15 protein-coding genes are annotated in these 14,803 nt (G+C 45.0%); all 15 read right to left on the bottom strand.

Annotated features, from left to right (window positions below; genetic code table 11):
* Position 1: 1 nt before the first annotated feature.
* The 15 genes from RQM65_RS00915 to RQM65_RS00845 all read right to left on the bottom strand — a co-directional run bounded on the left by RQM65_RS00915 (position 2) and on the right by RQM65_RS00845 (position 14,778).
* Positions 2 to 553 (bottom strand): conjugal transfer protein TraO, encoded by a 552-nt coding sequence (locus RQM65_RS00915; RefSeq protein ID WP_314012059.1) that lies wholly within the window; start codon positions 551 to 553, stop codon positions 2 to 4.
* Positions 550 to 1,524 (bottom strand): DUF4138 domain-containing protein, encoded by a 975-nt coding sequence (locus tag RQM65_RS00910; RefSeq protein ID WP_314012058.1) that lies wholly within the window; start codon positions 1,522 to 1,524, stop codon positions 550 to 552. The genes RQM65_RS00915 and RQM65_RS00910 overlap by 4 nt, the downstream gene beginning before the upstream one ends.
* Before the next feature lie 2 nt (positions 1,525 to 1,526).
* On the bottom strand, positions 1,527 to 2,564 hold the full coding sequence (gene traM / locus RQM65_RS00905) for a conjugative transposon protein TraM (RefSeq protein WP_314012057.1): 1,038 nt from the start codon (positions 2,562 to 2,564) through the stop codon (positions 1,527 to 1,529).
* 4 nt (positions 2,565 to 2,568) lie between these two features.
* Positions 2,569 to 3,192 carry a hypothetical protein gene (locus RQM65_RS00900; protein WP_314012056.1) on the bottom strand — a complete coding sequence of 208 codons (624 nt, stop codon included), beginning with the start codon at positions 3,190 to 3,192 and terminating at the stop codon, positions 2,569 to 2,571.
* Between the two features lie 13 nt (positions 3,193 to 3,205).
* The gene (locus RQM65_RS00895; protein ID WP_314012055.1) at positions 3,206 to 4,111 is read right to left on the bottom strand and encodes a TraJ family protein; all 906 of its coding nucleotides are present in this window, start codon (positions 4,109 to 4,111) and stop codon (positions 3,206 to 3,208) included.
* 8 nt (positions 4,112 to 4,119) lie between these two features.
* Positions 4,120 to 4,752: a TrbJ/VirB5 family protein gene (locus RQM65_RS00890; RefSeq protein WP_314012054.1), complete on the bottom strand. Its 633-nt coding sequence runs from the start codon at positions 4,750 to 4,752 to the stop codon at positions 4,120 to 4,122.
* Positions 4,749 to 7,352, bottom strand: coding sequence for a TraG family conjugative transposon ATPase (locus RQM65_RS00885; protein WP_314012053.1), 2,604 nt, complete (start codon positions 7,350 to 7,352; stop codon positions 4,749 to 4,751). Before RQM65_RS00885 ends, RQM65_RS00890 begins: the two co-directional genes overlap by 4 nt.
* On the bottom strand, positions 7,337 to 7,660 hold the full coding sequence (locus RQM65_RS00880; protein WP_314012051.1) for a DUF4133 domain-containing protein: 324 nt from the start codon (positions 7,658 to 7,660) through the stop codon (positions 7,337 to 7,339). The genes RQM65_RS00885 and RQM65_RS00880 overlap by 16 nt, the downstream gene beginning before the upstream one ends.
* A 2-nt stretch (positions 7,661 to 7,662) precedes the next feature.
* Entirely contained in the window at positions 7,663 to 8,019 is a 357-nt protein-coding gene (locus RQM65_RS00875; protein ID WP_314012050.1) for a hypothetical protein, read from the bottom strand.
* Positions 8,020 to 8,304: 285 nt separating this feature from the next.
* Positions 8,305 to 8,769: a hypothetical protein gene (locus tag RQM65_RS00870; RefSeq protein WP_314012049.1), complete on the bottom strand. Its 465-nt coding sequence runs from the start codon at positions 8,767 to 8,769 to the stop codon at positions 8,305 to 8,307.
* A 2-nt stretch (positions 8,770 to 8,771) separates the two neighbouring features.
* Positions 8,772 to 9,446, bottom strand: coding sequence for a ParA family protein (locus RQM65_RS00865; RefSeq protein ID WP_314012047.1), 675 nt, complete (start codon positions 9,444 to 9,446; stop codon positions 8,772 to 8,774).
* Between the two features lie 195 nt (positions 9,447 to 9,641).
* On the bottom strand, positions 9,642 to 10,040 hold the full coding sequence (locus RQM65_RS00860) for a hypothetical protein (RefSeq protein ID WP_314012046.1): 399 nt from the start codon (positions 10,038 to 10,040) through the stop codon (positions 9,642 to 9,644).
* The gene (locus RQM65_RS00855) at positions 10,040 to 12,505 is read right to left on the bottom strand and encodes a type IV secretory system conjugative DNA transfer family protein (RefSeq protein WP_314012045.1); all 2,466 of its coding nucleotides are present in this window, start codon (positions 12,503 to 12,505) and stop codon (positions 10,040 to 10,042) included. Before RQM65_RS00855 ends, RQM65_RS00860 begins: the two co-directional genes overlap by 1 nt.
* 45 nt (positions 12,506 to 12,550) lie before the next feature.
* Positions 12,551 to 13,843: a hypothetical protein gene (locus RQM65_RS00850; RefSeq protein ID WP_314012044.1), complete on the bottom strand. Its 1,293-nt coding sequence runs from the start codon at positions 13,841 to 13,843 to the stop codon at positions 12,551 to 12,553.
* Positions 13,844 to 13,965: 122 nt separating this feature from the next.
* Positions 13,966 to 14,778: a hypothetical protein gene (locus RQM65_RS00845; protein WP_314012043.1), complete on the bottom strand. Its 813-nt coding sequence runs from the start codon at positions 14,776 to 14,778 to the stop codon at positions 13,966 to 13,968.
* Positions 14,779 to 14,803 lie beyond the last annotated feature (25 nt).

The raw sequence follows: 14,803 nt of genomic DNA, 5'->3' as shown, positions 1-14,803 counted from the left end.
TTTAAAACAAAAAATACCGCAGACCGACACCGGCATACGGGTAAAAATTTCCCACGTCCGAATTGACGTGGTAGTATTCGTTCGCCTTGACCAATATGGAAAAATCGTTACTGATGCCTACTTCCAATTCTGCACCGAGATATAGACCGTATATAAATTGGCTTTTGCCGTTGATGAGGGCACCACTGGGAAGTTCATTGCTCCCGTTGTTAATGACCTCATATCCGAACAGTCCGCCCCCACCTAGGAAGAGGCTAAAATTTTTCCGCTGAGGGGCGATGAATACGCGATAGTACAGTCCGGGCTGTATAGTAAAGATGTTGTAAGGAATATTTTGGTCACCTTTGTCCTCCGCAATTGCGGCCAAAACACTTATCTGAAAATATCGATAGCGATCGGGATGAAAATTGAACGTTCCCATAATACCGTAGCCATCCTCGACATATCCGCCGCTCACGCCGACCGAAGAGGCAAGGTTGCCCCGCATTTGGCCAAAGATGGATGAGGCCACCAGACAAAATAAAATCGTAACAAAAAATCCTGTTCTCTTCATGATTTAAAGCCTAAAGGATTGTTAATGACAGAATGGTCTATGTCCAAAGACAAGTTTCGATTGCCCTTTTCTTCGTCCAGTTCCACCGTAAGAACTTTTTGCCGATCAAGGGTAAACTTATCGAAGACCACCATGAAATAGTTCTCTGAATTCCCCTCGACCTTTTTGGGAACCTTGTACCGGAACAAAGGTTTTTGTGCTTTCTTAATATTACTTGAACTGTTTTTGTATTTCGTAGCGATGCTGAATTTTATAAAATTGACGTCATAGTCGATATGCTCCTTGTTCTCCAATCGGAACTGCAGGTAAATTTCATCGTTTTCGTAGTACACGTTCTCCAGCCAAAGAAATACGTTATCGAATTTGGACAGATAGCGAATTATTTTGCCCTTGTTGAACTGATTGTAATAACATCGCCGACGTATGTATTCCATTCGGTCCAAGACATACAGTTCCCGGGTAAGCGGTAAAGGCTCACCTTCGGTCTCCCCGGTCTTAACGCTCAATTTTTCCTGGAAAGTCTCGGTAGGAACCTCGGTTTGCTCCATATCCAGTTGTCGTGAAACGTTGGATTTGTCTATTTCGTGATTCCCTCGCTTTTTGGAAAGCTCGTCAAGGTTATCCGCCATGGCGGTGGTTATGGTCCATCGCTTCTTGGAGGGGATGTCCACCAATTTCAGGATAAAATCATAGGCTAGGCCATCACGGGTATAGATTGTATAGTTTGTAAAGTCTGTTATATCGGGTGCCACATCGTTATAGATCAGCAATGCGATATTCCTGACCGTCCCGGAACCAATTTTTGCCGGAAAGGATTCTATGAAATTGAGCTCTTTCCCGTTAATGGAAAAATCATATGGAGCGGGCAGGACCAATATCGTCTTATAGTCCCTTGAGACCGGAATAGTGTCCAGCTGTGCCATTGTCGACAACGAACCGAATAACCAAATAATTGTCAATAGGGATTTCATCTTCATTGCATTACCAATAACAGTTCATAATCATCGATCAATAAAATCTTATCTTTCTCCTTTAACCTTTTTTTTCGCAGGAACGTTCCCAAACCCCTAGTAATACCTTTCAGGACATCCGGTGCCCCGCTCGTGATGTCGTCAGCGGCTTCCTGTAGGGCATCGCCTGCCGTCTCGGCCTTGTACTCCCTCCAGAGCTCTCCGGCCCTCTTGTTATATATGCCTTCCCGACCGTCGTTAAAATCCCTGACGGAGATATCGACCGGGTAATGTTCGATATTGTCTATGTCCAAATAGACCCTGTTTCCCTGTATCGAAGCCAAGGCATGGATAAACGTATTCTTGGGAAATCGTTTTTTGTGTAGAACCATGTCCTCCATGAGCAGCAGCCGTACATTCTCATTGGGCAAAATGAACTGGTCGCCATATACCGTTGCCCTAAAGAAAGTCGGCTTTCCGTTTTCGGGCACCTCCTCTTGCTCTTGCTCAGGATGGGGAATTTGCCCCGAGGATTCCCCGATTATTTTCTTTTTTCCCTCCAATAGCTTTTCACGATAGGCCAAGCGATTCTCCACAAATTTTTGCTTTTGTTCCTCCACGGTCATCATAGTCTTCTTTTCCCTTTCCACTGTTTTATTACTATCTGAAATTTCGGCCTGTGGAACATCCTGCTGGTCCGATTCTAAGGATAGTCCTTCCAATCGTTTCAGGATCCTTTGGAGCGAATCGTTTTCTGAATCGTTCATCCGGGCAACGTCCGGTAAAGCCGAGGATTTCTCCACCTTTTTCTTTGCCAAAGAATCCGTAATTTTCAAAGGTGTATCGGTAGCACTGGATTCCAAGGTCGGGACTTTGCCGGGCAACTCCGGATTAAAGCCATTCGACACATCGGTCTCGGAGTTAGGCCTTAATTGGAAATCCTTGACGTTCTCAATAACAAAGAAACTGGTGAGTATCAGGATCAGGGGTAGGGCAATGGCAAAGTTTCGGTGCCTGACGACCCAGCGTTTCAAACGTTTTATGTTGTCCCCTAATTTCATGTCCCTAGTGTTTGATGTCCGAATTGTCCACGACCTCAAAATCCAAAATCTTGATTCCGTTCAGGTTATTCAAGGTGATTCCCGTTTTTTTCAGGTATCCCTTGGTGACCAGTTTCCTATACGTTGTGGTTTTGCCTTTTTCTATGGCCTGTTTACCGTAGAAGTTGAACGGAAACGGATAGGTTGCATAGTCGATTTGAATCGAATCAAGTTCGACAAAGTAGTTATAGTCCCGCATTGCCACATCATGGAAGTACTTTTTTTCGACCAAACGGGCATATAAGCGGTTGCCTGACCCATCCACCATGAACAAGGCCTTTCCCTCGATATTCTTTCTTATTAGGTCCAACTCGGGTTCCAGAGCGAAAAAAAGTTCATGAAAATTGATAATATGTCCCTCACAAAGAATTTCGAGATTTTGCTTGATATCCCTGATGGGAGCTATTGGTAGGCGTTGCCCTCCGTATAGTAGATAAGCGTTATTGTTGGCCCGCTCGTTTGCCGCCGTTACGTAATAGCTTGCAATGGCAAAGATTACGGCCACCAACACCAAACACCCATAAACCAGCCGCTTGTTGTGCCTTCGGCCTCTGTCTATATCGTTAAAAATCATATACCTATCCTTCATAAGCGAATCTTTATTATTGGATGAGTGTCCTCGCAGCTTTTGTGGCCCCGCCACTCTTCGCGTCGATGACCGTTTGTATCGCTTTTTTTCCGTAGTGCTTGGGCTTCGAGACGATGCCACCGCCCGAAATGTTGAGCCCTTGGACTACAAAATTGGCCAACGTCGGGGCCTTGATGTAAAAGAAGGAGGTCATCAAGATCAAGAGAGATGAACTCAGGATCAATCCAAGGTCATAGGCACTTTTACGGAGCAAATGATCCACCAGCGCATCCACAAGATTGACCATGAACATATCGACTACATATAACATGGGAAGCCATAGGCACAGGCTCATGAACTTTTGCAACCACGCTTTCCATAGGCCCGAAATGGCTGGAATGAACGAAAGCCCTATGTTAATAGGTCCAAAAATGATAAGAATGAAAAGGTAGATGGTGGCCAAAGCCTTGATACCAACGAAAATCAGTGTAGAAACGATATGGGCAAACGCCGTTATGGAACCCGCCAAACCGGTAAGGGCAAAGGACTGCAACGCATCAATATCCATGCTGAACAAGTTCCATTCCACAACGTTATTGGCCGCCACATCGATTTGGGCCAAGGCCACCTTCTGCCCGATGGTGTCCCAGTTCTTTTGCGTACTGACAAAGGAAGAGCCCAAGTTGTTGTAAAATTCAAAGATGGCATGCGCGAACTCGGAGTAGTTATAGAGGATGAACATCAAAGGAAACCACTTCAGGGCCTTGAACACATCGGCCCTGTCGTTACCCACAAAATGCATGATGGCGAAGATGCCCAGCCCGATTTTTGCCATTTGGAAGCCTATACCCAAGGTAGGGGCCAAATTGGTAAAAGCATCGTCGATATACTGATTGAATATCGTGTTCACCGTTTCTCTAAAACCTGTATCCGATTGCATAATGTATATCAATTGGTTTTAATCAGTGAATAGACCGCTTTGCGGTGTTCATTTTTTTGTAAGAGGGACGTATTGACCTTTATTATGGCTTCTAAAATAGTGTCCATATTGACTAAGATGGACCGTAATGCCGAAAGCCTATCGGCCGATTCGATGATTTCGCCAGTGGTGGCAATCTGGGATCCTTGGGATACCAAGGAAGAAACCTGTAACAGGGCATCGGCCAAAATCTTGGTAGCCCTTTCCTTTTCCACTTTTTCTAGATTGGAAAAGGAGCGCAGGTTTTTCTGTGTGCCCTTATAGGCTTCCACGATCTTGTCCTTTAGGGCGTACAGTTCGTTCATTTCAGGACTTCCCATGACATAACTGGCCGGAGTTCTTTTTGCGGTAAGGTCTTGGCTTAGGATTTTTGAAGCGCTGGAATTGGCGGTAACATTTCGCTCCATCTGTGCCAAAAGCTTCCCCATGGTCGAGTTCAAGGTGACTAGTTGCGAATTGAGCGTGGCCACATTTTGATTGAGCAGTACCAGTTGGGCATTGGCCGCTACATCGGTCACGGGTATTTGGGCGGTTCCAAAATGGGTTATCAGCCCTATCAAAATAGTAAGACATACAATTCTTGGTTTTACATACATCATCATTTTCTATATTTTGGGTTAAGGTCACTGCCGTTCAAATTCTCTGAACCGGATTCCGCCAGTTCGGTTTGCAGCTGTTTATAGGCGTTGGCCGTTCTTTCCCAAACATGGCCATGTTTCTTATGTAGTCGGGTGATCTTTGCTTTTTCGTTGGGATTGGTTTCAAAAAGACATTTCGTTGGCAAGGAGGTCTCCAATCCGAATACCTTGACACGGTCTTTCCAACAAATGGCCATTTCCCGCAATTTCCGACCGATAGGCAAATCTTTGTTATTGGATAGGATCAGTTGCTTCTGCTTTTCGTTCAGTCCCAATACTTGCTGGATTTCCTCAAAGGAGTTGCCAAATTCACCAAGATCGAGCAATACCTTGATATGGCTGTTTACCACGATGGTTTTGCCGATATATTTTGATTTGACAAAATCGCTTACTTTTTGGGAGATAAAAATGGGCTGGCCCCCAAATTTCCGTGCCATTCGTGACTGTGCATCGAAATAACTGGCCATTATCGGATTGTCGAAAAGGTCCCACGCCTCGTCGACATTCAGTATTTTGTTTAGGGACAGTTTTTTGGGGTCCTTCAACTTTTTATCGAAAACATCGATCATCAAAAAAGCCAGTATCGGGAAAAGCTGCTCGTTGTTGATCAGGTTCCCTAATTTGAAGTATACCAGACGTTCACGGCTGAGTCCTGAAATTCTTTGGTCCCTACTGTTCAACAAGTATCCCCTGGGTCCATCATGAGCATATTTTCCTAAGAGGAGCAGGAACACATTAGGGTCGAAGACTTCTTTTCGGATACCCTTGGCATCCATAAGCGGCCCCAAGTATTTACTGGTGTGGTCGTAAAACGTGTTGAAAGAGTATTCGGTTTGGCTTTTTCCAAGTTGTTCCCGATAATACCCTTGAACAAGCAGTTCAATGATGGTCTTGGTCACGGCATCATCATGACCGTCTTCCTTACCGTTTCCTTGCTGTCCCAGCAAAAGATGGACCAGTGCGATGAGTTGAGTCAATTTGTGTTCGGTAAGTACCTTTTCACCACCTTTGTCAACGGTATCCACCGAATCCAGCACAAAGGGGTTGAATGTAAAGGGATTTTGATCATCGTTCTCAATAACGACCCCATCCAAATAGTCCAACAGTTTGTCATAGGAGTTCCCATTCTCAAGAATAAGGATCTCGGCTCCCTCGCGATACTCGGAGAATAAATAGGCATTGGCGTAAAAGGTTTTTCCGCCTCCAGATCCCGAAGCGATGAGCATGCCCCGGTTAAAAATCCAATCCTTTGCTTCAGGTTCCCTGTAAAGGCTCACCAATAAAGGTTTGCCAGTGGCCCTATCGACCATACGCAATCCGTGTGGGCCGTGCAACCGGTTTTTATAGCCCCCTTCAAAATACCAAAGACTGGCCGCCATGTCAGAGGAAAAGGGGCTATAGAGTTCCGAGCTCAATCCGATACCGTTGCCAAGGATACCCCCGAAAAATAGATTCTTTCTATCCACCGTATTTTCCTTCGCACGGATGCCCAGTTTCCGAAAAGCCGACCTAACGGTATTGCACATCGACCTGAAGGACTTCTTTGTTCCGGAAAGGCCCAGAACGTTCAAGTGGTAATAGACCAACTCCTTATGCTCGTTTAGTGTATGTTGTTGGAAATCATAAATTTGGTCGCGGTAGGTACTGTTCTTGTCCCCCTTTTTGTTCCTTGCATATTTGTTCAGGCGTTTCGCCTTGGACCTCAATTTGGCCATGGCCTTCTCTTTTTCCGGTATATAGATATACTGGTTGATAATATGTTCTTGGGGAATCTTGAAACCAAGGGAAAACAGGTTCCCGATGGGGAAGAGGTTGTCCCCGGTGCTGTATTTTCCAAAATACTCGTGAAAGGCCATATCCTCTTTGGAGAACTGGTCCAGATTTTCCAGAGTGAAATACTGCCCCTGTTTGTCGCCGACCCTAAGACCGTTATCGGAAAAATCAATATCCTTGCCCGTGCCTTCCCCGTAGCCCGTTTCCAAATAGCTATCGTAATAGCCCGCCCCTCCGAACAGTTCCTCGAAATCAAGGATTTTCGAAGTCATCAGGCCCGAATCGTTGATAAGGTCGTTTACGGCCCCGACCCTGGCCTCGAAATCTGTCATAACGCCTTCATCGAGGTATTCCTTGGGAACGTGGTTCTGGCCATAGAACCTACGTTCCTTTTTCAAAAAGGAATTGGCCCCTAGCGGGGTGCGGCCGATGTAGTTTTTGGGTACTTTGTGGATGGCCAAATAGCAACAATGCTCCAAGAAGGGCCGGTCCTTAAAATAAAGCTCATCCTCTGTCTCAAAAAAATCCCGCTCCAACCTCTGCCTGTCCATGGAATAGTTTTCCCCAAAAAACAGGTCCTGCTTGTGCAAAAGACAATTTTCGCCGAGTATTTCCAAGATGCCGGAAACCATACGATTGAGGTTCAGGTAATCCTTACTTTCCAAAGTGTAGATTTCCGGAAGTTCTAACTGCAACGGGATGCTCAGGCAACCTCTTTCCTTGGATACCAAAATCGGGGCCTCATAACCGTAAATGGGAAAGGCGTCCAAAAGATTTATTCTTTTTTCCATAGCACTAACATTTTTTTGTTGACATGGCCTTTTACACCAACCGGTCCCTTTCTGTCAGCCCTTGACTTAATAAAACCATTTTCCCCATACGCCTTTGAATAGAAAAGCATAAGTATGATGTATAGGGCAGCGGTACAGAAGGAAAGAAGAAGGCTCAGAAAGGTCGGGATGACCGTACTGAGGAACAGCCCCACCATCAGTGAAAGGAACGAGCCCTTAAAGGCCTGGTCCACATATTTAGCGCGAAGCCCAAAGAAGGAAACGTCCTTTTGCAGGGCCTTAGGGATTTTGACCAACTTGTTTTCCATGATCAGTTGGCCAAGTTTTCCCCAATCTCGATAAGGCCGTAGAAGATGACCAGTCCCACGATGGCATTGCCTACTTTACGGGCCATGTCTTGGTTCTGTTCCCTGATAATAAGAAAGGCCAACGCCGCAATGGCTAGAAGTACGCCTGCGGCAATCTTGATGATTCGGAAAATACTGTTCCCGATTTGTGCCGTACCCTGTTCCGCTTCGTTGACCTGATCGACCAGTTCATCGATCTGGGCAAGGCCGGCAGCATGTAAAGTGATAAGTAGGAATAAAGTCAGGAAGACTTTAATCTGAGTCTTTTGCTTCCTCCTCCGGAGGGGGTTCGGAATTTTTGATAATCTTAAATTTTTCATGTTCTGGAATTAAGGATTCATTCTGAACATCTTTATCGGACGCATTGAAAATATCCAACAGCTCAGAGCTGGTTTCATTCCCATCGACACGGTTGAGTAACTGGTCCATATCTTTATCCTTTGAAGATGTGTTTTTTACAAATATATGTGATTTTTGCATATATGAATCATTTTCCTGAACTTTTTTTTCGTTTTTTGATTTTTTAAGTGCGACAAGGACAAACAAGTACCATAACAGACATAGGCTGCCGATGATGACGTATACGATATGTTCCCATTGCCAATTCAAATCTTATCAATAATTCTATTTAGTTCCCGAATGTTTTCCTGGTGGTAAAACTCAAGGGCCTTACGCATGATATCGTTTCGGGAAACCTTTTTTTCTAATTTGTAACTGCACGCACTGGCCAGCCGTTCATAGTCATCGAAACAGGCCTTACTCAACCTAAAGATAAATTGCTCCTTTTTGTCGGAATAGTGGTCTTGTTCCATTAACCTCTCGAATTCCACAACTTTTTTTTGTTCCCTTCGGCTCAACTTTGTCATTGTAAATTTTCCCTGTACCGTTGTCCGCGCTTTACTACCCTCAACGTTTTTATCGCTTCTTTCTTTTATACCAATGGAACTTTTTTCGGCATTATTGATTTTTGTACTTCGTTGTTCCTTAAGCCCCTCGACTTCTTCCTTGGTATCCATATTGTCTACGATTGCCGATTCCAGCAAGTCCTTTACGTTCATTTTTTTGCCCATCTTCAATTTTTTGAAATTTTTATAACCTCTTCCATAAATCGTTTTAACCCTAGTTCGCCGTTCTCTTTTGTCGGTGGAATCGGGATCAAGGTATTCCGGTACCGCTCCCTGTATACTGTGCGTTCCATGACGACCTGTTCCATCATGGGCATACCCGCTTTTGCCAAGGTCTTCCTCACCGTATCGAATTTATTAACCTTGACCAATTCGTAGCGGTTAAAGAAAAGGTTGACGGACCGTAATACCCGATTTTCGTTCTGGAGATAGTTTCGTTCCAGCGTTTTATAGAACACTGCCGTACTGTCAATTTCCAGTTCGTCGAGAAAAAAAGGTATAAAGATGTGCTCGACATAAAGCAGCCCCCTTACCATTTCCTCGTTAAGGTTTCCGGGAAAATCGACGATGATAAAATCCACAGTAGCATAGTATCTCTTGATCAACGATTCCAAGGTTTCGACCGTTGCCCGTTCCACGGGAAATATCGGCATCTCGGTCGGGCCTATCTGCCGCAGATCGCGTTTCCGCTTTTTGTATACGGAATACTGCGGGTTGTCCATATCGATCAACACCACCTTCTTTTGGTATAGATGGTACAGATTGGTCGCCAAGATGATATTGAGGGTCGTCTTGCCACAACCGCCCTTTTCCCCGGTACATGAAATTATTTTGGTTTCCATATATATACTTTTATAAATCATATGGTCATATGACCATATAGTCATTGCATGCTATATTGCTATATAGCATTGATTGATTATTGCATTATACATTGCTATAACGCTATATAGCTATGTACACGGTAGTTCGGGGGTATGAACGAATTGGGGAAATTGAAGCTATCAGATTAGGGAATATTCAAAACCAAGAGTGTGCTACAGTGAAGACTTAAAATCCTTCATGGCCCCGGAAACCCGTTCCTCCATCTCAAGGTATTTTTCCCGTAGCCCCTCTTGATAGACCATATTTTCTCCAAGATTACGTTTTTGTACGAACTCATTATCGGGTAACAGGATCCAAATGGGGTTATAGCCCAGGCTGTAGAAGTAAAGAATGATCTTGATGGAATTGACCATGGAAGAGCCACGCTCCACATTGGCCAAAGTAGTCCGGTCCATGTTCAGGCGTTCGCTCAGCTTGGTTACGGAAAACTCGCTGAACCTTTTGTCCTCGGTGTCGTCCAGTTCCACCAGTTCGAGACGTATTTCCTTTAGGCGCTCCCCAATATATCCGAGATCCTTGGAGTCCAATTTGATGATTGATTCTATATCCATTATTCATAGTTTTCTATGGGATACGAGGAAAATTCCTCCCCAAAATCATATTCCGTTTCTTCCTGAAGTGCCGCCAAACTTTGAGAGAGGGACTCGTCCAGACCATTACCGAAATCGTCCATGAACTTTTCCACGGCCGCCTCAGAGTTGTTGATGGCCTTTGCAATCTCGCCATTTATTTTCTTTTCGTCAAATATGGCACTCTTTAACTCCTTTCCGGTAACTGCCTTGTATTCCTCTTTTACCAAGCTGTCCACTTCATTGATGATCTTGTCAAATTCTGCCTGGGCCACACGGTCCATTTCCGTCCGCACCAGAAATTCCTCCACGATATGTTCAAATAGATGGTTCCACTCGGAGTGTCCTGAATTCGATTCCAACAGCTCTAAAATAGTATCCCTGAAATCGAACAGGCGAAGCTCCCTGACCACATCCTTGAAAATTCGCCGCTTAGTGCCGTTGGTAAATTTGTTTTTGGCCACTTCTTCCAGATGGGTGCCATAAAATTCGATGTACCCGATTTCCCTTGTAAACAGATCCATTGCATTTATTGGAAGTTCAAGTTCCCATACGATCGTCATCTGCGCTTCGAACAAGTCCTCAAAATTTTCTGGCCTGAAATCATTGACCATGGGCAGATTGTGCTTCATGGCCCTACGCTTTCCCTCGATATCGGGGAGCAGTTGGCCATAACATTTCTTTTCCTTGATTTGGTGTTCGAAAGTATCGGCGACCAGCCCGGCAAAATGCCCTGTGGACATGGACGCGATCTTGCTTCTTGGCAAGAGTTCCATCATCTGTGTGCTCAGATTGGTGCTTACATCGGAGCTGCTCATATTCTTTGATACCCTCTCTTGGTGGATTTTTCCAAAAAGTTCGCTCAATCGTTTGGCCGTTTCGCCCTTGGCCGCACCGCAGATGATGTTGGCACAGTTGTCATAGATGACATCGGCCAATTCCCTACCGTAATCCAGAATAAGCTGTCCGACGCTCTGCAATCCCAAAATGGTAGCGATCTTGTTTTCCCTACCGGTATCGATAATGGTCCGCAACAACATGATGAACAGGGTGGGTACCTCGTCGATAAGCAATGCCATTTGCCGCTTGCCCGGTTTGTTCACCCGTTTGAGAATGGTATTCATATAGAGGCCTAAAGGTGCGGAATAGACTTCCTTTCGTTCGGGATTGTTCTGAAGGGATACGATTTTGGGATATCGGGGATCGTTAACGTCCAAACTGAAATCATTGCCGGACATGACATAAAAGATTTCCTTGGTTGCAATACTCGAAAGGCTTATTTGTACCGTGCTGGTCTGGCCCGACAATTGTTCCATGGCCTCCTTTTCCAAAGCATCCCGAAAGGGAACCAATATTTGTCGTACCTCGACGTCCTTGGTCATAATCTCCATCAGGATATCGATTTTTACGGTGGTCAGAATGGCAAGATGCCCGGGGGTGCAGAGATACTTACCCGTTTCTTCCGACTTCTTTTTGAGGTACCAAATGCAGCCCCCGGTATAACTAATCGCACTTCGGGAAAAATAGTCTTGTCTCTTGATCCATTCGGGATTCAGGTTTTTCATGAGAGTGGTGGCCGTATCGATGGCGTCGGATTGGTTGACCAGACCATAGGGGTCCATGGGGTTGTTCCGGTGCGTCATCCGAAGGTCGTCAAAACAGATACGGTACAGTTTCGGAAAGGGAATTTCGGAATCGTTCCCATGTTTTTTCAGGGCCTCCTGCAAATATCCGTATGCTTTACGGGTAAGCGTATCGAACTTAAAATCGTAGATGACCATGGCAAATTTTTTGTCGATGAACTGGGCCATGATCTCTTCGATAACGGAAAAGGATTTACCGCTTCCCGGAGTACCGATGACCAACAAGGCCCTGAAAAGATTGACAAAATTGATCCATCCCGTTCGTTTCTTGCCATTGTGGGAATAAGTATAAGGGATATTGGCGGAATAGGGCGTTTCGATTCTATTACCAGTCTGCTCAAAGGTTTCCTTTGTATCGTTGAAGGGGTCTTCTTTTGCCGGGTTCATAAAGTCCAAAAACTGGAACAACCGCATCCCGTGGGTCATCAATCCCAAGTAGGCCAGTGAAAGAAGTGTCATGGATGCCCACATCCCCAATTCGGAAACTCCGTAACACCACCATGACACAAACAGGAAGGCCAAGGAAACGAGAAAGCCCAAAGTACTTTTTCTACGGTCGACCCCATCTTTTTTGACCGGCCGGTACATCATGATGCCGCCCATCAATAGCCCCAATAAAAGTAGACGGGCAACCATGCCCTGAGAAGGCAGTCCGGACCGGAGTAGAAAGGCATGGATAGTGTCTAAAAATTCCTGATGCCCATGGTGGAATACGTACAGGGCATATTGCTCCCGAAATAGGATAATCGTAAAATGGAAGGCGGACAGATACATGCCCATATAGCCCCTGTTCTTATCTTGCATATCCCTTTCTTTTTGGTGTTTTGCTTTTCTGCTTCGTAACTCTCTTCATATCAGGTTTACTGGTTGACAGCCGAACTTTTTTTTTAACGAGATCAGTTCCTCGTTCCAATCCTTCATTGTGGGAGATTTGTCTATCTTCAAAGTGCTATGGGCGAAACAATGCGAAAGTGTTTCCAGTGCCAGCCGCCAATAGGTTCTGGAATGTTGGGGGAATCGAAATATCCTTTCTAAGTCCAGTTCCCAGACCACTTTGTCCCGAAAGCAAATTGCCTTTTGCAAGCCTTTAGAGATTCCGTCAGGACAATTGGAAATCGTGTCATTGATGTACTCCGTATCCCGTTCCATCATAGCAACGGATTTGGAGAGATAGTTCAATTTCAGGCGCATCACGGGGCGTTTCCAGTCCGCTTCTATAAACACTTTATTCGATTTTCGATTGAGCCAATAGCTCAAAAAAACGAGGTCATAGCGCATTCCCTCGATATCATGGTCGAAGGCTAAATGAAGCGGGAGGTCATGTGAGCGATTTACTTTATTGTACCATTGAAGGGACTGTTCAAGTTTCTTGTCGTCGATATGCCCCGATAGGGATATATAAAAGACATTTGGACGACCGTGAAGCTCATGGTGGGCCATGGCGTCAAAACCGCTCTCCACGCATACCACTTTCTCCACTTCGATATCCGGATTGGAAACAAAAAGGTATTCATAGCGTTCGTTGAGGTACAGCCGGAACTTTTTTATTTTTCCGTCTTTTCTATCCCGATAAGGCTTGTTGTAGAGCGTATAATTTTTGATGTTGCCGTCCAATCCATATTTGGGAAGGGCGATATTCGCAATACGGCCGTGGTTGTCATTTATATGGAAGGCATTAAAGATTCGTCCCTTGAACGCCGTTGATTCGAGCGTTTTCAGAGAGAGGCCGCGACCTTCGGTCAGGTAAATCGGTCGGATTAAGGAGCGTATATGGTAGCGCTCCTCTAGACTGATGTGTCCATTGTTCTTCTTTTCCACCTTGGCGGGGGGCGGTTGGGGATAATCTCTTTGGATTATGCTCAGCCCTTGTTTGACTGCCTCGTAAAAGTTGGCGGAGCGTTTGTGCAGGTATTTGAAAAATAGCCCCTTGTCCGCAGAATCATAGCGGTTGAAATAAGAAACGGGGTTCCTTTTTATCTGTAAGACGATGCGTTCCGCATCCTTGCCGAATTCCTGTGAGCCCGAACTTTTTTTGAGAAGTCGGTAACCCTTAGCACTTAGGTATCCGGAAAAATCGATCTCATCATTAATTTGAGCTATCAGCTGTTTATAATGCTCCGGATTTTCGGAATAGTTTTTCATAAGGGTATGGGAGTTGTTGACGGTACTTCACATGAATATGCGAATGCCGGATATCTCATTTTGTGATAGTATAAATGAAAAGAAGGCCGTCCGATACGGACGGCCTTTACTAGGTCAACCGGTTAGACCTTCATGCCTCGGTTCCGTGACTTTTTTTTTACTTCAGAATTTACCTCGATCTTTTTGGCCTTTTCCAAACCGATATTTTTGGTAATAAAGGTTTCCCGACGTGGGGACCAAGACACCAAATAGGGTTTGGTGCCGTGGACCTTGCTCTTGATCTCCATTTCGAGCTCTTGGCCTTTGTTCAGCGCATCCGCCTGTTTTGCCGTCAAGGTTCTTCCGTAAAAATACGTGTTCGTGGAAAGTGCCGACTTGGTACGGATGTCTTGTACCTTCGGTTCGTAATAGGCCAGTTTTTGAAAGACCTCGCCATCGTTGGTGCTTCCCTGAAATAGGACGAACTCTTTTTTGTCGACCATGCGTTCGAATTCATCGGCACTGAAACTATGGTTGTAGGCCCATGCCTTGTCCAGCGTCACATCTTCGTTTCTTCGGTACTGGACATCCAATCGGGAGCCTAAGTTCCTATCATATACCATTTGGATCATCTTGGCACTTTCCTTGAGCTCGCCCTCAGAAACATAAGTGCCTTCATAAAAATATTCTTTTCCCTCGGCCAGATTGTCACGCACACTAGGGGAGAGTTTTTCAAAACTTACATAATGACCCTTTAGCTGTTCTTCCAAATCTTTATAGGCAAATTTCTGATCCATAGATTTAATGGGTTCAAAATACTTCTTGTTTTTTGGCACGTTGAACGACTGCCCGTCATTGGTTACGACGGATGCCTTTCCGTCCTGTTCTCCGGTTACGGTGGCCCTCTGCCACTTTTGGTTCACTTTTACGAAAACCTTTTCTACTTGTTTTTCCATTTTTCAAGTTTTAAATTAAGGATTA

Origin of the sequence: Pricia mediterranea, from assembly GCF_032248455.1 — a bacterium.
In the GTDB taxonomy this organism is placed as follows: Bacteria; Bacteroidota; Bacteroidia; order Flavobacteriales; family Flavobacteriaceae; genus Pricia; species Pricia mediterranea.
Note: the sequence above shows the minus strand (reverse complement) of the source record. Positions and strands in the feature narration are given on the sequence as shown.